Source organism: Pontibacillus litoralis JSM 072002 (genome assembly GCF_000775615.1).
In the GTDB taxonomy this organism is placed as follows: domain Bacteria; phylum Bacillota; class Bacilli; order Bacillales; family BH030062; genus Pontibacillus; species Pontibacillus litoralis.
This window is the reverse complement of record NZ_AVPG01000008.1, coordinates 92,332-113,219: the sequence shown is the minus strand read 5'-3', so window position 1 is coordinate 113,219 and position 20,888 is coordinate 92,332. Positions and strand designations below refer to the sequence as shown.

22 protein-coding genes are annotated in these 20,888 nt (G+C 38.9%); 11 read left to right on the top strand and 11 right to left on the bottom strand.

The window, feature by feature from the left end; translation table 11 throughout:
- Window positions 1–8 precede the first annotated feature (8 nt).
- The 4 genes from N784_RS07350 to N784_RS07335 form a co-directional block, all read right to left on the bottom strand.
- On the bottom strand, window positions 9–668 hold the full coding sequence (locus N784_RS07350) for a YpmS family protein (RefSeq protein WP_052127188.1): 660 nt from the start codon (window positions 666–668) through the stop codon (window positions 9–11).
- A 1-nt stretch (window position 669) separates the two neighbouring features.
- Window positions 670–1,497 carry an SGNH/GDSL hydrolase family protein gene (locus N784_RS07345; RefSeq protein WP_052127187.1) on the bottom strand — a complete coding sequence of 276 codons (828 nt, stop codon included), beginning with the start codon at window positions 1,495–1,497 and terminating at the stop codon, window positions 670–672.
- A gap of 135 nt (window positions 1,498–1,632) precedes the next feature.
- The gene (locus N784_RS07340) at window positions 1,633–2,355 is read right to left on the bottom strand and encodes an amino acid ABC transporter ATP-binding protein (protein WP_036833744.1); all 723 of its coding nucleotides are present in this window, start codon (window positions 2,353–2,355) and stop codon (window positions 1,633–1,635) included.
- Between the two features lie 196 nt (window positions 2,356–2,551).
- Window positions 2,552–4,048: an FAD-dependent oxidoreductase gene (locus N784_RS07335; protein ID WP_036833742.1), complete on the bottom strand. Its 1,497-nt coding sequence runs from the start codon at window positions 4,046–4,048 to the stop codon at window positions 2,552–2,554.
- A gap of 127 nt (window positions 4,049–4,175) precedes the next feature.
- Here N784_RS07335 and N784_RS07330 point away from each other — a divergent pair, with 127 nt between their 5' ends.
- Entirely contained in the window at window positions 4,176–4,748 is a 573-nt protein-coding gene (locus tag N784_RS07330) for a biotin transporter BioY (protein WP_036833741.1), read from the top strand.
- Between the two features lie 58 nt (window positions 4,749–4,806).
- Here the strand turns inward: N784_RS07330 and N784_RS07325 are convergent, their stop codons facing one another.
- Window positions 4,807–5,454 carry a glycoside hydrolase domain-containing protein gene (locus N784_RS07325; RefSeq protein WP_036833739.1) on the bottom strand — a complete coding sequence of 216 codons (648 nt, stop codon included), beginning with the start codon at window positions 5,452–5,454 and terminating at the stop codon, window positions 4,807–4,809.
- Between the two features lie 77 nt (window positions 5,455–5,531).
- Window positions 5,532–6,470 carry an EamA family transporter RarD gene (gene rarD, locus N784_RS07320; protein WP_036833737.1) on the bottom strand — a complete coding sequence of 313 codons (939 nt, stop codon included), beginning with the start codon at window positions 6,468–6,470 and terminating at the stop codon, window positions 5,532–5,534.
- A 344-nt stretch (window positions 6,471–6,814) separates the two neighbouring features.
- Between rarD and N784_RS07315 the strand changes: the two genes are divergently transcribed.
- A complete protein-coding gene (locus tag N784_RS07315; RefSeq protein ID WP_036833736.1) occupies window positions 6,815–7,447 on the top strand; it encodes a LysE family translocator in 633 nt (210 codons plus the stop codon).
- Window positions 7,448–7,557: 110 nt separating this feature from the next.
- Entirely contained in the window at window positions 7,558–8,751 is a 1,194-nt protein-coding gene (gene megL / locus N784_RS07310; RefSeq protein WP_036833734.1) for a methionine gamma-lyase, read from the top strand.
- Between the two features lie 56 nt (window positions 8,752–8,807).
- Here the strand turns inward: megL and phoU are convergent, their stop codons facing one another.
- On the bottom strand, window positions 8,808–9,464 hold the full coding sequence (gene phoU / locus N784_RS07305) for a phosphate signaling complex protein PhoU (RefSeq protein ID WP_036833733.1): 657 nt from the start codon (window positions 9,462–9,464) through the stop codon (window positions 8,808–8,810).
- Window positions 9,465–9,674: 210 nt separating this feature from the next.
- Between phoU and N784_RS07300 the strand changes: the two genes are divergently transcribed.
- The 5 genes from N784_RS07300 to N784_RS07280 all read left to right on the top strand — a co-directional run bounded on the left by N784_RS07300 (window position 9,675) and on the right by N784_RS07280 (window position 13,725).
- Window positions 9,675–10,283: a metal-dependent hydrolase gene (locus N784_RS07300; RefSeq protein WP_232305989.1), complete on the top strand. Its 609-nt coding sequence runs from the start codon at window positions 9,675–9,677 to the stop codon at window positions 10,281–10,283.
- A gap of 157 nt (window positions 10,284–10,440) precedes the next feature.
- Window positions 10,441–11,259, top strand: a complete 819-nt coding sequence (gene proC, locus N784_RS07295) for a pyrroline-5-carboxylate reductase (protein ID WP_036833731.1) — start codon at window positions 10,441–10,443, stop codon at window positions 11,257–11,259.
- Between the two features lie 239 nt (window positions 11,260–11,498).
- A complete protein-coding gene (locus N784_RS07290; protein WP_036833730.1) occupies window positions 11,499–11,678 on the top strand; it encodes a hypothetical protein in 180 nt (59 codons plus the stop codon).
- A 192-nt stretch (window positions 11,679–11,870) separates the two neighbouring features.
- Window positions 11,871–12,305: a MarR family winged helix-turn-helix transcriptional regulator gene (locus N784_RS07285; protein WP_036833729.1), complete on the top strand. Its 435-nt coding sequence runs from the start codon at window positions 11,871–11,873 to the stop codon at window positions 12,303–12,305.
- 28 nt (window positions 12,306–12,333) lie between these two features.
- A complete protein-coding gene (locus tag N784_RS07280) occupies window positions 12,334–13,725 on the top strand; it encodes an MATE family efflux transporter (protein ID WP_036833728.1) in 1,392 nt (463 codons plus the stop codon).
- A gap of 131 nt (window positions 13,726–13,856) precedes the next feature.
- Here N784_RS07280 and N784_RS16810 read toward each other — a convergent pair whose 3' ends face one another.
- Together N784_RS16810 and N784_RS07275 are read right to left on the bottom strand one after the other, a co-directional pair.
- Entirely contained in the window at window positions 13,857–13,994 is a 138-nt protein-coding gene (locus N784_RS16810; RefSeq protein WP_198134408.1) for a hypothetical protein, read from the bottom strand.
- Window positions 13,995–14,045: 51 nt separating this feature from the next.
- Window positions 14,046–14,345, bottom strand: a complete 300-nt coding sequence (locus N784_RS07275) for a hypothetical protein (RefSeq protein ID WP_036833726.1) — start codon at window positions 14,343–14,345, stop codon at window positions 14,046–14,048.
- A gap of 311 nt (window positions 14,346–14,656) precedes the next feature.
- Between N784_RS07275 and N784_RS07270 the strand changes: the two genes are divergently transcribed.
- Window positions 14,657–16,027 (top strand): alanine/glycine:cation symporter family protein, encoded by a 1,371-nt coding sequence (locus N784_RS07270; protein WP_036833765.1) that lies wholly within the window; start codon window positions 14,657–14,659, stop codon window positions 16,025–16,027.
- A gap of 302 nt (window positions 16,028–16,329) precedes the next feature.
- On the opposite strand, the gene N784_RS07265 is transcribed toward N784_RS07270, so the two are convergent.
- Window positions 16,330–17,532 carry a S1C family serine protease gene (locus N784_RS07265; protein ID WP_052127185.1) on the bottom strand — a complete coding sequence of 401 codons (1,203 nt, stop codon included), beginning with the start codon at window positions 17,530–17,532 and terminating at the stop codon, window positions 16,330–16,332.
- 187 nt (window positions 17,533–17,719) lie between these two features.
- On the opposite strand from N784_RS07265, the gene N784_RS07260 reads away from it, so the two are divergent.
- Both N784_RS07260 and N784_RS07255 read left to right on the top strand, forming a co-directional pair.
- On the top strand, window positions 17,720–18,415 hold the full coding sequence (locus N784_RS07260; protein ID WP_036833725.1) for a response regulator transcription factor: 696 nt from the start codon (window positions 17,720–17,722) through the stop codon (window positions 18,413–18,415).
- On the top strand, window positions 18,412–19,740 hold the full coding sequence (locus tag N784_RS07255) for a sensor histidine kinase (RefSeq protein ID WP_036833723.1): 1,329 nt from the start codon (window positions 18,412–18,414) through the stop codon (window positions 19,738–19,740). Before N784_RS07260 ends, N784_RS07255 begins: the two co-directional genes overlap by 4 nt.
- Before the next feature lie 51 nt (window positions 19,741–19,791).
- Here the strand turns inward: N784_RS07255 and N784_RS07250 are convergent, their stop codons facing one another.
- Window positions 19,792–20,763 (bottom strand): GGDEF domain-containing protein, encoded by a 972-nt coding sequence (locus N784_RS07250; protein WP_198134407.1) that lies wholly within the window; start codon window positions 20,761–20,763, stop codon window positions 19,792–19,794.
- Window positions 20,764–20,888 lie beyond the last annotated feature (125 nt).

Below are 20,888 nucleotides of genomic sequence, written 5' to 3'. Positions count from 1 at the left end.
AAAGTTACTTAACTTTTCCCTCTACTCGATTGGAATAGTTTCTTGAGCCATGGAGCTTCCCCGATGCCAAGAGCTTCGTGGGGAATAGTAACTTTGAATGCGATTTGTTCATTTTGTAAATGAAACGTTTCGGCTTTAATGTTCACATCATTTTTCGTTTCGATTTGGGTTATGGCTACGTAAATATTCTCATCAGTTGGATTCACCATTACCCAATGGGGCATAGGATAATGGTCTTTTATATAATCGAGTACTTTTTTGTTTGGAAGTTTAAGCCGACCTAAGGTAATGGATTGTGGTTGTAGGATGAGGTCACCATTGTATTGAACGATAGGGTTGAACTTCATCGTTAATGGGATTTTCTTATCAAAGGCTTCAATCGTTCCTTTTAATTCGACAGCTTCTTTCAATTTTACCGAGTATTCTAATGGTTGCTCATCTGCTAGATCATTTAAGTAACTTTGAATAATGCTGTTAATGTTATCGGTGGTTGACATCACAATAAATTCAGCCTGTTCTTCTTTAATAGGAGCTTGTTTAGGAATGACCGTTTTAGAACTAGGTACGTAAAGGAGTATAAATAGTAAAATGAGTATACCGATATTACAAGTGGCTAACAACCAGAACAGGATTTTCCATTTGTTTTGAAGATGTATTGCTTTAAACATATTATCCCCGCTCTTCTAATGGAATTAAGTCTTGTTGTAAATAGTGTAAGACTCTTGTGGCTATAAGTTGATAAGCGATCTTATTTGGGTGAAAGTGGTCCTCGGCATATAGGGGTTGATTAGCATTTTCAAAAATATCTCTAATAGGAATGAACTGAGCATTTGGGAATTCATTTGTTACACGCTGCCCAACATTGTTCCAATCGTTCATAATCTGATCCAACTCCGGAATGTCACTGAAGTATTCTTGAAATGGATTGTATAGCCCAATTAAGTACACCATTGCATTCGGATTAAAGGCGTTTAATTGACTAAATATAGACCGAAGTCTCTTCTCGTATTCATCTTGCTCATTAGCAAAAGCCTCGTATTGTAAGTTGGTAAAGTTATTTTTGGCTACTTTCATAATATCATTAGCGCCAATGGTCACAATAATAACATCTGCTTTCGATATAGCTGATTGAATGTCTAGTTGCTCTTCTAGTCGTTTTAAAAGTTGATCGGTCCGGTTGCCTCGTTTTCCAAAACTTTTGATGGATATATTTTGTACAGCCTCATGTTCTTTGAGTGTTTGTTCTAGCGCACCTACATATCCACCGTTTTTCGATTCATCTCCAACTCCTTGTGTAAGTGAGTCGCCAATGGCAACGATGTGCAAATCTTCTCTCTTATGCTCATCCTCTTTCAAACCGTAGGAGAATGTTTCTTCCACTTTTGCTTGCTCTGTATTAGTAGTGATTTCTTTCTTTTGAAAATGAATGGAGCTGATGAGTGCAATAAAACATAGTAACACAATGAAGGAAACTCGCTGTATAACTCTTTTAATCATTTGCCTCCCACCTATCATGTAATTACCTTATATTATATATATTCGTATTATTATTCTATTCATGACGTTTATGTATGGAAAAGGAATTGCAAGAAAATAAAGCCCCACCTTCATAAAAAGAGGCAGGGGGATGTGTTAAAGTAGTTTACTTAAGAATGCTTGCGTGCGAGGGTTTTGCGGGGAATGGAATATTGTCTCTGGTGGTGCTTCTTCCATAATGATACCTTTATCCATAAAGAGAACGCGGTCTGCTACTTCTTTAGCGAAGCCCATTTCATGTGTCACGACGACCATGGTCATGCCTTCCCGTGCTAATTCTTTCATAACGGCTAGCACATCTCCAACTAACTCAGGGTCTAGTGCTGATGTAGGTTCATCAAAGAGCATTATTTTCGGGTTCATGGCAAGTGCACGTGCAATGGCAACTCGTTGTTTTTGCCCGCCAGATAGACTTTCTGGATATGTATGTGCTTTGTCAGAAAGGCCTACTTTACGTAGAAGTGTAAGCGCCGTTTGGCTAGATTCTTCTTTCGTTTTTCCTAATACTTTCGTTGGCGCAAGCGTAATGTTGTCTAAAACTGTCATATGAGGAAATAGGTGAAAGTGTTGAAATACCATCCCTACTTTGGAGCGAATTTGGTTCATATTCGTCTCGTCATTCGTAAGGGCGACTCCATCGACAATAATGTCGCCTGAGGTCACAAACTCTAGTCCATTTAAACAACGAAGAAACGTGCTTTTCCCAGAACCAGAAGGACCGATAACACAAACGACCTCTTGCTCATGAATAGTGGCATGAACGCCTTTCAATACGTCCATTTCACCAAATGATTTATATAAGTTCTTCACCGTAATCATAGTACTTATTGTGCTCCTTTTCTCATTTACGTATAAAGCATACTTGTGATGGTGGTGTCCAATGCTAGCAAACGCTTCTTGGACGCCCCTTCACGTATTGAATATACCTTACTGTAAATGATTTCAGCAATAGATGTGAGGAGAAAAGTAGAACATATAGGTGGGATGTCGTGTTTGGTATTGGTGTAATTTTTTGTTATTTAAAGCGTTTAAGCGACTTTTTTGCGGGTCCTTCTAGTACTTCCCCTTCAATAGAAAATCGTGATCCGTGGCAAGGGCAATCCCAAGACTTTTCGTCATTGTTCCATTCCACTTCACAACCTAAATGGGTGCATGTTGTATCGACAATATAAATGTCTCCGTCTGTATTTTTATAAGCGCCTGCTCTTTGATTGTTGTAATAAATAGTCGCCCCTTCATCCGCTTGGAGATCTTCTGGTTGACGAAACGTAATCTCAAGCTTTCCTTTCATTAGTTGGCTAGCCACGTTTACGTTCTGCATGAGAAAATGTTTAATGCTTGGATCCGCGTAAAAGCGTGATGGTGCAAATACATCTTCATATGGGGAAGGTTGTTTTTGTACTAGATCTGTTAAGAGAAGTGCCGCTGCTGTTCCGTTCGTCATCCCCCATTTACGAAATCCTGTTGCTATCAAAATGTTGTGACGACTTGTTGTGATTTGTCCTACGTAAGGAATATTGTCTAACGTAGTAAGATCTTGCGCACTCCATTGGTAGAGGGGCTCTTGGATGTCGAAATAGCGCTTGCCAAATTGTTGCAATTGATGGAAAGGGTTCTCGATGTCTTCGCTTTGTCCAGTTTTATGGCTTTCTCCTCCAATTAATATGAAATTATTCCCATTTAAGTTAGCTGTCCGGATGGAGCGCTTTGGTTCATCAGCACTTAAGTACATCCCTTTAGGTGCTTGTTTGTTTAAGGGGGCCGCTATGACATAGGAGCGTTCAGCATACATGCGGCTAAAGTAAAATCCTTTGTCGTAGAAAGGGAAATGAGAACAAGCAACAATCGTATGGCAGGAAATATGGTAACCGCTTTTGGTTTCTACTTTATGCACCCTTCCTTCTATAACATCCGTGACAGGTGTATGCTCAAATATATGAACGTCCATATCTGCTAATTGTTGAACGAAATACAACAAGTACTTTCTCGGATTAAATTGAGCTTGATTGTTTACAACTAATCCTGCTTTCGTAGGTAAATCAATAGGGATAGAAGATAAGTATTTCCCTGTTATCCCCAATTGCTCATAGGCTCTCGCTTCTTGCTGAAGTTGTTCAACAGTTGTTTCCTTATCGGTATAAATATACGCGTTTTGCTCTGTCCAATCACAATCAATGCCGTGTTCATGGACCATGTCATTCATAAATTCGAGCGCTTCTTGATTGGCTTTATAATAGTTTCTGGCACGTTCTTTCCCGATATGGTGCATGAGTTCATGGTAAATAACGTCATGTTGAATGCTCACTTTGGCTGTAGTGTGACCTGTTGTTCCTTTAGCTATTGTATCTGCTTCAAGTAAAGCGACCTTATATCCGGCTTTCCCGAGCAAATAAGCAGTAGTGATACCAGTAATTCCAGCACCGACAATAGCGACTTCTACATCTAGGTTACGATCTAGTTCGGAAAAGGATGGATAATTCGTTTGATCTATCCATATACTTGTAGATTTCATACCTATTCCTCCAATAAAAGTTGTTTTTATATATACGATGCCAATTTTATTGGTGAAATATACCCTTTACATCATCAATGATTTTAGTTAACCTTTAATATATAAAGTTAACGAAAGAGGCCTAGATATGAGAAATAACAAGCTAAAGAATATGATTATTTGTTCTATGTTCGCTGCTATAACAGCTGTATTGGCCCAAATAGAAATTCCGTTACCAATTGTACCGATTAGTGGACAAACGTTAGCGGTTGGTTTAACGGCTACCATAATAGGTTCTCGCTTAGGTACAATCGCAATGCTTCTATACGTCGCCATGGGAGCAATCGGTTTACCAGTATTTGCTGAAGCTAAAGGTGGCGTGCAAGTGCTAGTAGGTCCTACTGGAGGGTATATTTTTGGTTTCATCATTACAGCCTTTGTTACAGGGTATATATTAGAAAAGACGAAGTTCATATTGCCTTGGGCGATGGTAGCGAACACAGTAGGAATGGTTATTACATTAACAATAGGAACTGTGCAGTTGAAATATGTATTGGACATGACATGGACAGCCGCCTTTGTATCAGGTGTAGCACCATTTATTGTTGTCGGGCTTATTAAAGCGTTTTTAGCAAGTTGGATCGGTATTACCGTGAGAGCAAGGCTACAATCTGCTAATTTGTTACCTTCATTGAAGCAGTCCAACCAACATACTGCATAAGAAAAGAGATTTCCCAAAGGTCGAGTGGCTTCACTTTCGGGAAATCTCTTTTTCTTCTTTACCAAAGCATTTCATATAATCGGTTATTGATTACATTTGTATCGATGGGACATGCTTCTGCATCACGCCCGTATTGCCATCCCCATACGTTTGCTTTACAATTCGGTTTTTGTGGGTTGAATTTCGGTGCCTTTCTCGCTTTTGTTACTCCTGTTTCAGGCTCTGCACTCCAAAGCACCGCTTGCGTTCCTACACGGTTATCCTTTGCTAAAGCATCACAATACGCTTTTTGAAAGGGTCCATTCACGGGATCATTATAAAACCCGGGTTTATAATTCGTGTTGTACATCGCATCAACATAACCACGAATCCACTCTTCATCGACGTCAAAAAACTTTTCTACATTAGCGAACAGAATATTACCTTGAGGAAACTTTAGTCTGTTCGCATGAAATGCAGCATTTTGGGCTGTGACTCGCCCTTTGCGATACCCTGTTGCTTCTTTGAAATTATTATAAATCGCCATCACTTTCGTACCACTGTTCTGTAATAGATCAATTTCTTGTGGCGTAAGTCCTTCTGATGCGTTTGGGACAGTCGTTAAGTATCGCCCCCAGTATTTCGGTTTGCCATAATGGTTCAGCACACAATTGTACAATTCTTTTGTTACTGCTTGTGCAGAATCGACTCCCCATATATATGCCATTCATGTCCACCCTTTCCTAATGAAACTGTCCATTTATATATATTCAAAAAGAAGAAAGGTGACATTGTTTTCATTCATTATATGTGGTGGTGGGCTGATTTTTTTCTAGGAAATAGCTTTTGCTCGATGGAAATGAATAACTTTGTTCGTGATAGACTATAAATGAGGAGGCCACACCATATGAATACAAACGATATAAATGCTGTTTTCGTAAAAGGCTCATTATATAGAAAAACGCCTAACAGTAGCATAAGTGTCGGTGCGATATATTGTAAAAACCCGAGCATAGATAGTGGAATTCGACGAGCGCCACTAGCGAAAAATAAAAGAGGAACGGCTGTCATGGCACCAGCACCGATCAACAACAGGGTGACAACTGGTGAAATCGTTAAGGAACCATTTCCACTTACATGACTTTGCGTTAAAAAGATAAGTGCAATAGGTGTCACAATTAATGTTTCGATGGTAAGTCCGAACATAGAGCTTAACTGGATTTGCTTCTTTAATAAGCTGTATAAAGCAAAGCTAAAGGCAAGTATAAATGCAACCCACGGAATTTGATTCGATTGTAGCATTAAGTTCATAACACCAACGGCTGCTAGTAAAAAGGATAGGCTTTGCCACGGAGACAATCGCTCTTTCAACACAAGTACACCGAGTAAAATGCTAACGAGTGGATTCATATAATACCCTAAACTAACTTCAACAACGTGGTTTGCATTCACAGCCCATATGTAAGTTAGCCAGTTCATGCTAATCGTAATGGATGCGACTGTAATACCAATTGCTTGCCGTTTATTGCGAAATAATCCTTTCATCTCTTGCCATAGTGCTTTAGTGTTTCGAGTTATTAGCACAATAAAGAGCATAAATAAGAACGACCATACAATTCGATTCGCCAAAATTTCCCCAGCAGGAACTTGTTGAATCGTCTTCCAATATAAAGGTAATATGCCCCAAAGAATATAAGCGCATAATGTATAGAAAATGCCCCATTTATAATGCTGGTTGCCCAAACGAAACCCCTCCTATATCTTTCCATGTATATGCATTTTAGTATATCGGAAAAAAGGAATACATACTATAAAAGAAATGTAAAAATTATATAAGTTAATTTCATCATTTCTATACAATGTGATACATATTGTTTGACGCTCATGCTGTCTGATTAAAACGCAAGGTGGTAACTCTAGCGGGTCATACCCATAGAAAGCGCTCTCTGAAGTGGAGTGAAGTATTGTTACCCACATAGATTTGGTTCGGGTTTCAATAGGGTTATGCCTTTTTGAAATACTTTTTCTAGTTTCGTAAAGCCATCCAATGTAAAATAAATATAATACATTGGGAAGGGGAGGGAGAAATGGATTTTACTCTACTTATTTCATTTCTAGGAGCGGCGATTGTATTAACGCTGATGCCAGGTCCGGACAATTTATTTGTATTAGCCCAAAGCATATCGCAAAACAAACGAGCCGGCATTGCAACGACTTTAGGATTATGTACGGGAATATTATGCCACACGATAGCTGCCGCTTTAGGCATTTCTGCAATTATTTATCAATCAAGCTTTGCTTTTGCAATAGTAAAGTATGCCGGGGCAATTTATTTACTCTATTTGGCGTGGGAAGCGTTTCGAGAAGAAGGACAGACGTATACAATGGATCAGCAGCCGACGTTAAGCTTTAGGAAGTTGTATAAGCGCGGCATATTCATGAATGTATTAAACCCTAAAGTGTCTTTATTCTTCCTTGCATTGTTTCCGCAATTTATTGATGAGAATTCAGGTGCGTTACTTGTACCTGTACAAATGGTCATATTAGGGTGCGTATTTTTGTTGCAAGCATTGGTTATTTTTTCTTTAGTTAGCATCTTTGCCGAAAAGGTGGGAGAGTGGCTGCACAAATCCCCCCATATTGGAAAACGAATGAACATTATAAAAGGCGTGTTATTCGGGTTAATTGGGCTAAAGTTAGCTTTAGGGCAGAAGGGTTAAAGGGTTGCTTCTCCTTATTCTATCACAAACAAGAAAACGCTTTCATTTTAGGCTGCATTCCCATATGATAAAAGAAGAAGCATAAGTATAGAGAAAAGGGGAGAAGCATAATGAAGAAAGAGCATGCTTTCGAAACGCAAGTAATTCATAGTGGGTATGATGCAAAAGAGCATTTAGGAAGTTTAACAACACCTTTATTTCAAACTTCTACCTTTACGTTTGAAAGTGCTGAACAAGGAGAGAAGCGCTTTGCTGGTGAGGAAGGGGGATATATTTATTCTCGCTTAGCTAATCCAACCGTTAAAGCATTAGAAGAACGAATGGCACAATTAGAAGGAGCGGATGCGGCGTTAGCGTTCGGATCAGGTATGGCAGCGGTATCGGCTACGTTAATCGCTTTAACGAAGGCAAACGATCACATTATTTGTTCCCAAGGTATATATGGTTGTACGTATGGATTGTTAACGATGTTAGAAGAGAAGTACAATATTCAGACGGAATTTAGCAATATGAAAACAGAAGAAGCGCTTCGCTCCCTCATTCGGCCTGAGACAGCATGTATTTATTTAGAAACCCCAATTAATCCAACCATGGAATTAATTGATTTGTCTCTCGTTGTACGTGTGGCGAAAGAATATGATATTCCTGTTGTTGTAGATAATACATTTTGTTCACCGTATTTACAGCAACCATTAGCATTAGGGTGTGATATCGTGCTGCACAGTGCTACGAAATATATCGGAGGACACGGCGATGTGGTTGCAGGGGTGTTAGTTGGTAAACAAGCATTTATAGATTGTGTAGCAAGCACAACACAAAAGGATATTGGAGGCATTTTATCTCCATTTGATGCGTGGTTATTGTTGCGTGGGCTTAAGACACTTCCTGTAAGAATGGACCGACATTGCGTAAATGCTGAACAAATCGTAAGAAAGTTACAAAGTCATCCAGCCGTTGGTAGCGTTTACTACCCAGGGGATGCTACCAACCCTGATTATCCCATTATGCAAAAGCAAATGAAACGAGGGGGAGGGCTTATCTCTTTTGAAATAAAAGGGGACAAACAGGACGCTCAATTTATGTTAAATCAGCTTACATTTATTAAGAAAGCGGTAAGTTTAGGAGATGCAGAGACATTAATTCAGCACCCAGCTACGATGACCCATTCTGTTGTACCAGAAGCAACGCGAGAACAAATGGGCATTCGTGATTCATTGATTCGCCTGTCTGTTGGGCTTGAAGCATGGGAAGATATTTGGGATGACATGCAACAAGCGTTAAATAAACTAGTAAGTTCGGAATAGAAAGAAGCGCCACAGGTCCGAAGTTCTTCGGATGCTTGGCGCTTCTTCCATCTAGTTTACTGTTTTTCGTTTAGCTCAGTAGATTCACCTTTCACTAAGTAAAAAATGTATTCACCAATATTGGTAATATGATCGGCGTAGCGTTCAAGGTACCTAGCTATAAGCCCGATTTGCATCATAAAGTCCTTATCATAATGATTATTGGACAAAGTGTGTTGTATTACGTCGTTGTATAAGGTGTCTATTTCTTTATCCATTTGGGTAAGCTTTCGCGCGACAGAAATATCCGCGTGTTGCCATGCGTTCATGGCTGTTTCTAACATAGCTAAAGCTAAGTTTGCCATCTTCTGAATGTGGATAGGAATGGGCAACTTATTTTGCTCACCGATGTGAATGGTGCTCTTATTAATGTTCTTTGCATGATCCCCCATACGTTCTAAATCACTAGTCACTTGTATCGCAAACAACAGTCTTCGCAGGTCAGAAGCGACAGGCTGTTGTCTCGTTATGAGTAGTGTTGCCCCTTCTTTAATAGATTGCTCAGCTTCATTTAATTGCGTATCAAACGTAATTAACTTCTTTGCTTTGGCTACGTCCTGTTTGCAAAGAACATCTACTGATTGTTTTAAAGCATTGGCAACCCCATCAACCATTTCGTGAATTTGCTTTTCCATTGAAGTTAAATCATGTTGGAAGCGTGCTCGTGTTTGCATCCTTTTAATCTCCTTTCGCAACCTTGGTTAATTGTAAATTCTATGTAAAGATTATATTTCCTGCTTGTAACAAATATTAATGTTTTATTTTTCTGAAAATTAAGCATTAATATTTACCTCTATTTATAGTTGAAGAGGGGACTTATATTTCGTATGATGAATACTCTTGACTAATTTTCAGCAACTTAGAATAACAACCCGAAAGGAATGATGGCTATTTTAGCTACAAGTCACCAGGTGATGGGATTCACGTGGGGAATGGGAACTATTGCGTTGTACAATCATTATGCTTCTGTTCCTGAGGATTTCTTTGCGCCGGTATTGTTCTTTGGTGCAGTTTTATTCGGGGCGTTAATTCCGGATATTGATACACCAAAATCGAAGCTAGGCGGACCATTTGCGAAATGGGGATTTACATTGGTTCTTGTCTTGCTTGGAATGGAACTAGTAACTCCGGGAATATCCCAATCCATACAATTTCTACTACTGATTTTGTCACCTTTATTATTTGTGTATACTGGTCATCGTAAATTTACCCATTCCATTTCATTTTTAGCTTTAATGGGGGCATACAGTGTGCTCATACATACGTACTTCTCCATCCCTTCTTTTTATTTGATCGGGTTTATGGTCGGCGTCGTTTCTCATTTGTTTGGTGATTTTTTAACGAAACGAGGTATCCCCATTTTCTATCCTTTTCATCGACGGTATGTGAAGTTTTTGTTTACATTTCGCACCGGTTCAGCTATTGAAACGGGCATTACGGTAGGGTTGATTTTGTTTAATGTCATCCTAATCACAACGACGGTTATGGGGTAATGATTCCTTTCGTTGTTCGTTTTACTGTATGCTACAATATAGAAACCCATAAGTATTATAATGAGTAATGGTAACGGATGAGTAGTTGTGTAATAATAAGACTATTATTTTGCATGGAAGATAAGGTGGCAACTTTAAATAAAGGATGTGAAACGACATGGAGCAAACGATAGGATTTATTGGAAGTGGCAACATGGCTCAAGCGATGATGGGAGGAATGATTCGCTCAGAATTAGTTCCAGCTTCGCAAATTATTGCAAGTGCTAGAACGGAAGCAACACTATCACGCGTGGCTGCTCAGTTTGGAATTCAAACGAATCTTAATAACCGTCATGTAGCTCGTGAAGCTGACATATTAATTTTGGCCATTAAACCACATGATTATCAAACAGTATTGGAAGAAATAAAACACGATGTATCGCAGGAGGCCATTATCATCCCGATTGCTCCCGGTATTCGTTTTGTTGATTTACAACAGGCGTTTGAACAAGAAATGAAAGTAGTATTAGCGATGCCAAATACTCCTTCTTTAATTGAGGCGGGGATGTCTGCTCTTTGTCCGAACGATAAGATTTCCAGTCATGAATTAGACCTTGTGATGCAATTATTCGGTAGTATTGGCGAAGTAGATGTGCTATCCGAGAAGCAGATGGAAGCCGTTCCTGCGATTAGTTCTTCTGCGCCCGCCTATGTATATATGATGATTGAAGCGATGGCAGATGGAGGAGTTGCACAAGGACTTGGGCGTGAGCAAGCATACCGTCTTGCAGCACAAACCGTTTTAGGAGCAGCGAAAATGGTGCTTGATACAGGGAAGCATCCAGGAGAATTAAAAGATAATGTAACATCACCTGCTGGTACAACAATAGCTGCTGTTGCGACATTAGAGCAAAGTAAGTTTCGTGGTACGATTATGGCAGCGATGCAAAGCTGCACGGATCGGGTTATGGAAATGCAAATAGACTATGAGGATTAAAGCTTAGCCTTTCGAGGTTGAGCTTTTTGTGTGGATGAATAATTGCCATAATGGTAAAAATGAGAAAACATAATGAAGAATATGTAAACTAGAGTGGGTTTTTATACCTTTAAACAACGGGAAAAAAGCAAGAATCGCCACTTCCATTAGGAATAAAGAGTCAAAAAAAGAAAAATCAGACTATTAGATCCTTTTCCGTGATATAGTTAAGAAGAATCTAAATCAGGAGGGATTCTGTCATGAAAAAAAGTCTATTTCTAACACTACTTTTGAGTATGATGCTAGTACTAGGAGCTTGTGGCGGTGCTGGTGATGAAGATGGCGACACAGAAACAAATGAAGAAACAAATACAGAAGAATCTACAGATGAAGGTACGGAAGAAGGCGGCGAAGAAGGCGAAGAAGATTCAGAAGAATAATAGTCACGAAAGCTCTCCCTTATTGCACATGTAGGAAAGTACATAGCATAAGGGAGTTTTTTTGTGTTGGAAATTAGTTAGGATACTAATGATTATTATACAGGAAAATAACTCTTTTATACTTACAAATCATCATTCTTTACATATATAATGGAGAAGTGTATACTTAGAAAATGCTTAGGAGGCTAAGTAATGAAACGAGATATTAATCATGCTTTAGGGTATCACATCAATGTCGTATCCCATTTTATTCACAATAAATATAATGAAAAGCTTGCAGAGTATGGGTTAACTTCCGCACAAGCAAAAGTGATGTACTTTCTAGGTGGTTATGGGGAACAGATCCAGTCGGAGTTACAGCAAAGGCTGTATATTAAAGGTTCCTCTATGAATGGACTGGTCGAAACCTTGTATAAGAAAGATTTGATTGTTAAAAGAGTTTGTGAATCTGACCGGCGCGTCAAGCTAATTTCTTTAACGGATAAAGGGAAGGCACTAGAAGGAAAACTGTGGGATGTATTAGAGGAATTAGAAGTGCAACTCGTAGATGGATTTAATAAAGAAGAGCGGCAAGTTATGATTTCTTGGCTAAAAAGGATGAAAGAAAACATACAATCTTGTCATTAACAGCAAGATAAACGGAGGAGGAGAGGCTATGAAACAGCAAAGTGAACGTTTAGGAACAGAGCCCATTCCTAAACTGTTAGCTAAATTATCCATCCCTGCAATGATAGGGATGTTCGTAATGGCGTTTTATAACGTCGTTGATACGTTATTTATTGCCCGAGGTGTTGGGATTTTAGGAGTTGCGGGTGTTAGTATTGGCTTTCCGGTCATGATGATATTAATGGCTGTGGCAGGAGCGGTAGGTATTGGAGGAGCTTCGGTTATCTCAAGGAAGCTCGGTAACAATGAACAAGAAACAGCGAACCAAGCACTTGGTAACATATTTATTATGATGGTAGTAGTGAGTGCAGTGGCTACTATCGGAGCATTTACATTTTTAGAACCACTACTTATTTTATTTGGTGCAACACCAGACATAATGCCATATGCAATGGATTATTTATTTCCAATTATGGCTGGGTCTATTTTCTTTACTTTCGCTTTTGCATCGAATAATATCATTCGCTCAGAAGGAAACTCTAAATTTGCGATGATTACGATGATTATTCCAGCAGTTTTAAACATTATTTTGGACCCGATCTTTATTTTTGGGCTAGATATGGGGGTTAAAGGTGCCTCCATTGCCACTGTTATTTCTCAAGCATCTGTTGTGCTCGTTATCGCTCAATACTTCTTAAGAGGAAAAAGTACATTAGCTATTGGAAAGCAATATATGAAAGTACGTATTGGTTTGGTAAAAGAAATTCTGTTCATTGGGTTGCCTGCTTTCGTTCGTCAAGTTGGCGGCAGTGCTATGATGGTCGCCATTAATGCCATGCTTATCAAATTCGGTGGGGAGTTTGAAGTAGGTGTCTTCGGTATTGTGCAGAAGCTTTCCATGTTTGCCATTATGCCAATGATTGGCCTATTGCAAGGAATGCAACCAATTGTTGGGTATAATTTCGGAGCTAATAATCAAGGCAGGCTGAAAGAGACTATTTTATTAGGTTTAAAAGTATCCACATTAATGTCGGTTATTGTGTTTGTCGTTATGCTGGCCATTCCAGATTGGCTCATGATGATATTTACAAGTGAAGCGGCTGTCATTGATGCAGGAGCGCAAGCAATACGCATTATATTTGCAGCAGCGATCATCATTGGTGCTCAAATTATAAGTGGAGGACTTTATCAAGCTTTAGGAATGGCAAGGCCAGCCTTTCTGTTATCAATTGCTCGTCAAATGCTATTTTTAATCCCGCTCGTTCTAATACTCCCTCATTTATTCGATTTAGGTGTCGTTGGAGTGTGGATAGCTTTCCCAGTGGCGGATGTGTTAGCATTTTTCTTATCGGCATATTTCTTATATAAAGATCGAAAATTATTCTTTGTATCCAAAGAAGAGAAACGTGTACAACTTGAAAAAACATCACCATCTTCTTAATGGAACTGGGACATAATATGAAAATAAAACCACATGAAATCCATTTATTATAATTAATTTCATGTGGTTTATTTATTTTTTGGGGGATGTAGTCCCATCAACTGCGTACATCTTTGGCCAGTCTTACTAGCTTAACGTTGTTTCGAGTGTATTTCTTGCTTTACTTGGGCAACGTTTGTGTCGCTGTACTGTTTCGTATGATGACCACCAGTTGTTTTTGCTAAATAGCGCTTTACTTCATTATAAGTCATGCTTCTTTTGTCATTCATACGTGCACTCCTTTTCTAAGAAGGCTATTGAGGTGAGCGAGAGGCAATGTGTTATTGTTCTGGGTGAAATTCTTCTGAGAAAGCGTACTGTGCTTTTTCTAATGTCTCTGGCTTAGTAGAAGTTGTAAAACGGTCGAAGTTAAGGAAACCGTTTGCTGCATTGTCTCCCATTCGTTCCTTATTTCGCATCGTACCGTAAAGGACTCCAGCGACCCCTAGTAAAGTAAGAACGAGTCCGCCGCTATTGCTACGTCTTCTTCCTCTCATTAGGGAGAAGCGTCTTCTTCTTCCAAATAAGGCAGAGCGACGACCTAAGGCAAACATAGATGTTAACCATTGAAGATTATTCACATACATTCCTCCCATTAAGCATTTGGAAGATCTAATAAGACCTTCATGATTAGTTTCTTTAAAAACGGGCAAATTATCATAGTAATCTTTACTAATTACAGCCAAGCAAATAAGGCAGTATTCAAAAAATTCTTTTAAGAAACTTTTATAAAGTGTATAATTTAATTTAGTTCGTATTTTTAATAGTTGCGTATTGGTGTTTATATCGGGGAGGATAAAGGGGTACACACGTATTGGTCGTGCATATGTGTATCGCCTAAAATTAAATTGATAAAGTAGGTGACATCGTGATTCTTGATATCATAAACAGTATGAATAATGTGTTATGGTCTTATGTACTTATTATTGTCTTATTAAGCATCGGACTGTATTTTACGATTAAAATGAAGTTTGTTCAGTTTCGTTTGTTTGGTGATATGTTCCGCGTGTTGTTTGAGAAGGATTCCTATAAAAAGCAAAAGAAAGGCACGACACCGTTTCAAGCGTTTACCATTAGTACAGCTTCCCGAATCGGAACAGGAAATCTTGGTGGTGTAGCAATTGCTATTGCTATGGGGGGACCTGGTGCCGTCTTTTGGATGTGGATTATTTCGTTGCTAGGTGCTGCTACGAGCTTTGTTGAGAGTACGTTGGCTCAAGTGTATAAAGTACCTGATAAGGATGGGTTTAGAGGTGGACCAGCTTACTATATGGAACGTGGGTTAAAGAATCGTAAGCTAGGTGTTGCCTTTGCCATCGCTATTACTTTCACGTATGGATTAGTATTTAACTCTGTTCAAAGTAATACGATTGGATTAGCGTTTGAAGAATCCTTTAATATGTCAAAATGGCCGTTAGCAATTGTGTTGGCAATTATGACAGCTATTATTATTTTTGGAGGAATTAAACGTATTGCCAGCGTGACACAACTAATAGTGCCGATTATGGCGTTGTTATATTTATTGTTAGCATTTATTATTCTAATCGTTAACTTTAGTGAGCTTCCAGCATTGTTTACGATGATTTTTGAAAATGCATTTGGAATTAGACAAATTGCTGGTGGTGGATTTGGTGCAGCGATTATGATGGGAATTAAGCGAGGACTATTCTCCAATGAAGCTGGTATGGGTAGTGCTCCTAATGCGGCGGCTACAGCGGAAGTATCTCACCCTGCGAAGCAAGGACTTATCCAAACGCTTGGCGTATTTGTAGATACGGTTGTCATTTGTAGTGCTACAGCATTTATCATTATGCTTGCTGGTGATCCAAGCGAGTACATGCATTCAGATCTACAAGGTATTCAATTAACGCAGAATGCTTTTGCTACTCATTTCGGTGATTGGGCAGGAATTTTCATTGCTGTTGCTATCTTTTTATTCGCTTTCAGTTCAGTTGTTGGTAATTATTATTATGGAGAGACGAATTTACAATTTATTAAAGATAACAAAAATCACTTAACCATTTATCGCATTGCGGTAGTTGCGATGGTTATTTTCGGTACTGTAGCGAAAATGGAACTTGTTTGGGCGTTAGCGGATTTGTCCATGGCGATTATGGCGTTAATTAACTTGTATGCGATCTTCCGATTGTCCAATGTTGCTAAAGATGTGTTGTTGGATTATTTGCGAAAACGCAAAGAAAAAGATGAAACAACGTTTAGTAAAGAGGAAGTAAGGCAGAAACAAGGGATTGAAATGTGGTAGTACGCATATAGTATAGATACGAGAAAACGACGTTGACCAGTAATGGCACAACGTCGTTTTCTTTTTATTTAATAAAAAAGGAGGTAGCATTCATGTTGATAAAGATGAATGCTTTAAACATTGACTCGGACTTATGAGGGTAGCATAAGTCCCATTTAGGGATAGAGGAGTACTTGATGAGGGTACTCCCTGTAATCTATATAATCAAAAAAGAGGGGGAAGGAAGCCTCTTTTTTGTTAGCAACTTTAATACGTTTCTGTTAACTGTCCAATCCTTATTTTAAGGAAGTGGGCTCTTTACTTTAATCGGATAATGTTATGGTCGTTTTTTGTTTTTTACCGTCGCGATAATAGGTGACTTCTGCTTCATCGCCAACAGATTTCTCTTCGTATAAATACTTTCTTAAATCAACGACGGATGTAATGTCGTGATCATCTACTTTAACAATAACATCATATGGTTTTAGTCCAGCTTTTTGTGCGGGTGAACTTGCTTGACTAGATACAACGAGTACACCTTGCTGCACGTCTTCTGGTAATTTTAAAGTTTGTTGTAGGTCCCGTATAGAAATCGTAGATAAATCACGAGATTGAATACCTAAGTATGGTCGAGTAATTTCACCATTTTCCTCTAAATCTTTAACAATTGGTTTAGCAGTAGAGGAAGGAATGGCAAATCCTAACCCTTCTACTTCTTGCTGAGCAATTTTCATTGAATTGATACCGATGACCTCACCATTTAAATTGACTAAAGCTCCACCACTATTTCCAGGGTTAATGGCAGCATCTGTTTGGAGTACATCTGTTTCATAATCAGATACACCGTCTTGGTTTAAGTCAACAGGAATGGTACGTTCAACTCCGCTAATAATTCCTTGTGTTACAGATCCCGCAAATTCCATACCGAGTGGGTTACCAATTGTTAGTACCGTTTCCCCGACTTTTAAATTCTCGGATGAGCCGAAAGAAGCGACACTTTTCACTTTAGAACCATCGATCTGGAGAACAGCTAAATCGGTAAGTGGATCACTGCCTAATAATTGGGCTTCTACTTTGTCTCCGTTGTTTAAAATGACTTCCAAGGTTTGCGCACCATCAATAACGTGATGATTGGTTACGATATATGCTGCATCCCTTTCCTTCTTATAGATTACTCCTGAACCTGTCCCACTTTGAGTAGGTTCTAATAAGAATTGAGATGGTTTATAATTCACTACTCCGACCACAGCATCTGATACTTTTTCCACGGCATTAACGACTGCTTTATCTTCTTGCGTAGTCACTTGTGCTATCTGTGTCGTTTCATTGTTGCCAGCATTCTCAGATACTTCTGATGTACTCTCTGCATTCTGGAAAGGGAATATATCTGCTTTGAAGAATACATAGGTGACAAGAAATACAATAACGGTTACGACTAATGCACTTATCGTAAAGCGAAGTAACCAATGAAAGTAATTTCTCTTCACTCTGCTATTCGTTTCTGATTTGTTAAATGGATCCTGCATGAGCCTTCTCCTTTCTGCTCTTTGCGAAGTATGTTTCGTTTGTGTGTACTTCTTATTGTAAGGATAAGGTTTGGCATTCGTTTGGCACAAGTGTGTAAAAAGTGTGTAATAAGTAATAGATTATTTAGGTGATTTCGTGAAGTTATGGCACAATAGAGAGTAGTAACATATACGAGGAGGGTAATCAATGTCATCAACTATTGCGATTGTGGAGGACGACCCACATATTCAGCAAATTGTTGAAGCGTATTTGCAGAAGGAAGGATATCATACAATCCGGCTTGAGACGGCGGAGGCCGCTTGGGATTTGTGGAAGACGAGTCCTCCAGACGTGTGGGTTTTAGATATTATGTTACCTGGAATGAATGGATATGAATTCTGTAGTCGGATTCGACAAGAGTCAGACATGCCTATTATTATTATCTCAGCCCGTGATGAAGAAGTAGATAAAGTAATGGGACTTGAGCTAGGTAGTGATGATTATTTAACTAAGCCGTTTAGCCCAAGAGAACTTGTTGCAAGGGTGAATAGAGTTGTGAAGCGCTGGAATAAATTTAAGAATAGCCAATCTTCTGTAGAAGCGGATCACAGCATTTTGCAAAGTGGTGAGCTGCATTTATCAATGGTAGAAAGGCTTGTTTGGTGGCAAGGGGAAGAAATAGACGTTACGGCTAAAGAGTTTAACTTACTGGAAATCTTAATTTCCCAATTGAATCGCGCCTTTTCTCGTGAGGAATTGTTAGTTCGAGTGTGGGGGGATGATTATTTTGGGAGCGATCGTGCTGTAGATGATTTAGTGAAACGACTCCGAAAGAAAATGCCTGAAGTACCTATTGAAACGGTGTGGGGATATGGGTATCGCTTAAAGGAGCAAGATGAATGAAGTTGTTATACCAGCTCAATGCGGCTTTTGCGATGTTATTGATCATCATCATGTCTGTTACAGCATTTTTTATCTATACGCTTCTATTAGACATGTTGATTAAAGATGAACAGCAGGAGCTTCAAGAAAACGGAGAGTTTCTTCTTAATATTATGTATGAAGAAGAAAGTGTTCCAACGGGTCCGTTGTTAGCGAGTCTTATTGGCAACGACGATTTTCGGGTGCTTTTCTTCGATCCTGAGCATAATGATATACTGTTCTCTACACTTCCGAAAGATATTGCAAAACAATGGAGCCAAGTGTTTGAAAAGGATGAACCACATAAAACGCTTTGGAAGAGTGGAGAAGATACGTATGTAACAACGAAAATACCATATCAATATAATGGGAAGTTTTATTTACTTATTATGGCTACTCCATTAGAAGAGTTGCGAAGTCTCCAATCTGTTTTTGCGATTAGAATGATTGTGATATTTATTATCGGTATATTCGTTGCGGTGTTGTTTAGCTATATTTTGACGAATCGGCTCATAACCCCTCTTTCGCAGTTAAAGCGGGAAGTGAAAAAGGTGAAGAATCGACAATTTGATGCTATTGAACGAATTCATGCTGAAGGAGAAATTGGAGAAGTAGAACAAAGTGTGTTCGAAATGGCGAAAGAACTAGAACGCTATATTGAAACGCAGAAACAATTTTTCCAAAACGCATCACATGAGTTAAAGACGCCGCTCATGACGATACAAGGATATGCGGAAGGGGTAAAGGATGGCGTATTTAAAGGAGAGGCAGCTGATCGTAGTTTAGATGTGATCGTCAAGGAAAGTGAACGGTTAAAGAAAATTGTTAACGAAATTATTTTGCTAGCAAAATTAGATAGTGAAGAGGGGATTTATACGCGTGATTTTGTTCAATTGAGTGAATTGGTGGAACAAACACGTGAACGTTTACTGCCGGTGGCTAACGATTATCATGTCAGTATGGAAATAAATATACTAGAAGATGCCACGTTGCAATTGGATCAAGAAAAAGTGCTACAAGCATTGATTAATATTGGAGGTAACGGTATTCGCCATGCCCATCAAGCTGTTACCTTGACAACGTATAAACAGCGTCATAGCTATGTGATTGAAGTTGCGGATGACGGAGAAGGTATTGCAGAAGATCTATTACCACAATTGTTTCATCGATTTGTAAAAGGTAAATCTGGTGAAACAGGACTTGGATTAGCTATTTCACGAGCCATTATTGAACGGACAGGTGGCACGATACGGGTGTATAATAGAGAAGAAGGTGGAGCAGTGTTTGAAGTTCGTTTACCTTTATAAATTGGTAACGATAAAGGCACTATTCTGTTTATAGAATGGCGCCTCATACGTTTACACCTTACTAGGATAATCAACATCGACAACGTAACGACTACCAGATGTTAGCTTACAAAATGATTTAAGTTGGGATGCGTAAGCACTGAGCTCATTAGTAGAATGAAAAGTGGTATGTTGATTGGTTATAACGGCAATTGCAAGGGAGAGTAAAGGCGTTTCCTTTAGTTTCTTGTCTCGATCGTAAGCAATGACAAACCCTCTATCTAAATCTTCTAAGGAATAAAAATGTCGCACGCTTTGATCAAATTGCCGGAGAATGTGTTCGCAAATAGCTCGGTAATTGTAATGATGAATAATACCGATAAAGTCATCTCCACCAATGTGACCAACAAATTTCTTGTTCGAGTCATAGCCATAGAATCCATCTTGAATCATAGCAGCTGTTTCTCTAATGACGAGATCCCCTTGTTTAAAGCCATACAAGTCGTTATACGCTTTAAACTGGTTTAAGTCAAAATAGAAGATGCTGTATTCAGGTTGACATAAGGCTCGTTCTAGTTGTTCTTCTATCATGATGTTGCCTGGGAGCCCTGTTAAAGGATTAGAGAAGCGAGCTAAATACGTTTGAACTTCAGCGAATGTTTGGAGCAAATCTTTGATACTAACGATGCCGTAAAAGGAACCATTATTCGTAACAATGACGTAATCATACAGTTGAGATTGTGTACGGTGCATCGCTTTAGTGCTTACGTGAATAATCGAATCATAATAATCAACGACGAGAGGGGACGTATCCATGATAAGTTCAATTGGTCTTCCCATGAATAAGTCGTAGCCATATTTAACAGCAATTTTTTGATAGAATTTATTTTTCATCAGTAAGCCGTCAATGATGCCTTGATGGCCAACGACGGCACCTTCTAAATCAGGATGTTGTTCAAAGAGTTGATTGACGTTTAAGCCGAGCGTTGATTTAGAAACCATTGGGATTGCTTCGGCTATTTCACCAATAAATGTAAGCATCATCACACCCACTTTTGTCATTTGCTAGGACTATTGTTATGAGAATATTATCCCATATTTGTAGGCGGTTTATGAAGTCTTTTATTGTAGATATTAGTTAAGATTGTGTAAAGATGTGTAAATTGTTG

Excerpts from the sequence above, each read along its gene's own strand:
- N784_RS07350 (WP_052127188.1), bottom strand. The coding sequence starts at position 668 with ATGTTTAAAGCAATACATCTTCAAAACAAATGGAAAATCCTGTTCTGG.
- N784_RS07345 (WP_052127187.1), bottom strand. The coding sequence starts at position 1,497 with ATGATTAAAAGAGTTATACAGCGAGTTTCCTTCATTGTGTTACTATGT.
- N784_RS07340 (WP_036833744.1), bottom strand. The coding sequence starts at position 2,355 with ATGATTACGGTGAAGAACTTATATAAATCATTTGGTGAAATGGACGTA.
- N784_RS07335 (WP_036833742.1), bottom strand. The coding sequence starts at position 4,048 with ATGAAATCTACAAGTATATGGATAGATCAAACGAATTATCCATCCTTT.
- N784_RS07330 (WP_036833741.1), top strand. The coding sequence starts at position 4,176 with ATGAGAAATAACAAGCTAAAGAATATGATTATTTGTTCTATGTTCGCT.
- N784_RS07325 (WP_036833739.1), bottom strand. The coding sequence starts at position 5,454 with ATGGCATATATATGGGGAGTCGATTCTGCACAAGCAGTAACAAAAGAA.
- N784_RS07315 (WP_036833736.1), top strand. The coding sequence starts at position 6,815 with ATGGATTTTACTCTACTTATTTCATTTCTAGGAGCGGCGATTGTATTA.
- megL (WP_036833734.1), top strand. The coding sequence starts at position 7,558 with ATGAAGAAAGAGCATGCTTTCGAAACGCAAGTAATTCATAGTGGGTAT.
- phoU (WP_036833733.1), bottom strand. The coding sequence starts at position 9,464 with ATGCAAACACGAGCACGCTTCCAACATGATTTAACTTCAATGGAAAAG.
- N784_RS07300 (WP_232305989.1), top strand. The coding sequence starts at position 9,675 with ATGGCTATTTTAGCTACAAGTCACCAGGTGATGGGATTCACGTGGGGA.
- proC (WP_036833731.1), top strand. The coding sequence starts at position 10,441 with ATGGAGCAAACGATAGGATTTATTGGAAGTGGCAACATGGCTCAAGCG.
- N784_RS07290 (WP_036833730.1), top strand. The coding sequence starts at position 11,499 with ATGAAAAAAAGTCTATTTCTAACACTACTTTTGAGTATGATGCTAGTA.
- N784_RS07285 (WP_036833729.1), top strand. The coding sequence starts at position 11,871 with ATGAAACGAGATATTAATCATGCTTTAGGGTATCACATCAATGTCGTA.
- N784_RS07280 (WP_036833728.1), top strand. The coding sequence starts at position 12,334 with ATGAAACAGCAAAGTGAACGTTTAGGAACAGAGCCCATTCCTAAACTG.
- N784_RS16810 (WP_198134408.1), bottom strand. The coding sequence starts at position 13,994 with ATGAATGACAAAAGAAGCATGACTTATAATGAAGTAAAGCGCTATTTA.
- N784_RS07270 (WP_036833765.1), top strand. The coding sequence starts at position 14,657 with ATGAATAATGTGTTATGGTCTTATGTACTTATTATTGTCTTATTAAGC.
- N784_RS07265 (WP_052127185.1), bottom strand. The coding sequence starts at position 17,532 with ATGCAGGATCCATTTAACAAATCAGAAACGAATAGCAGAGTGAAGAGA.
- N784_RS07260 (WP_036833725.1), top strand. The coding sequence starts at position 17,720 with ATGTCATCAACTATTGCGATTGTGGAGGACGACCCACATATTCAGCAA.
- N784_RS07255 (WP_036833723.1), top strand. The coding sequence starts at position 18,412 with ATGAAGTTGTTATACCAGCTCAATGCGGCTTTTGCGATGTTATTGATC.
- N784_RS07250 (WP_198134407.1), bottom strand. The coding sequence starts at position 20,763 with ATGATGCTTACATTTATTGGTGAAATAGCCGAAGCAATCCCAATGGTT.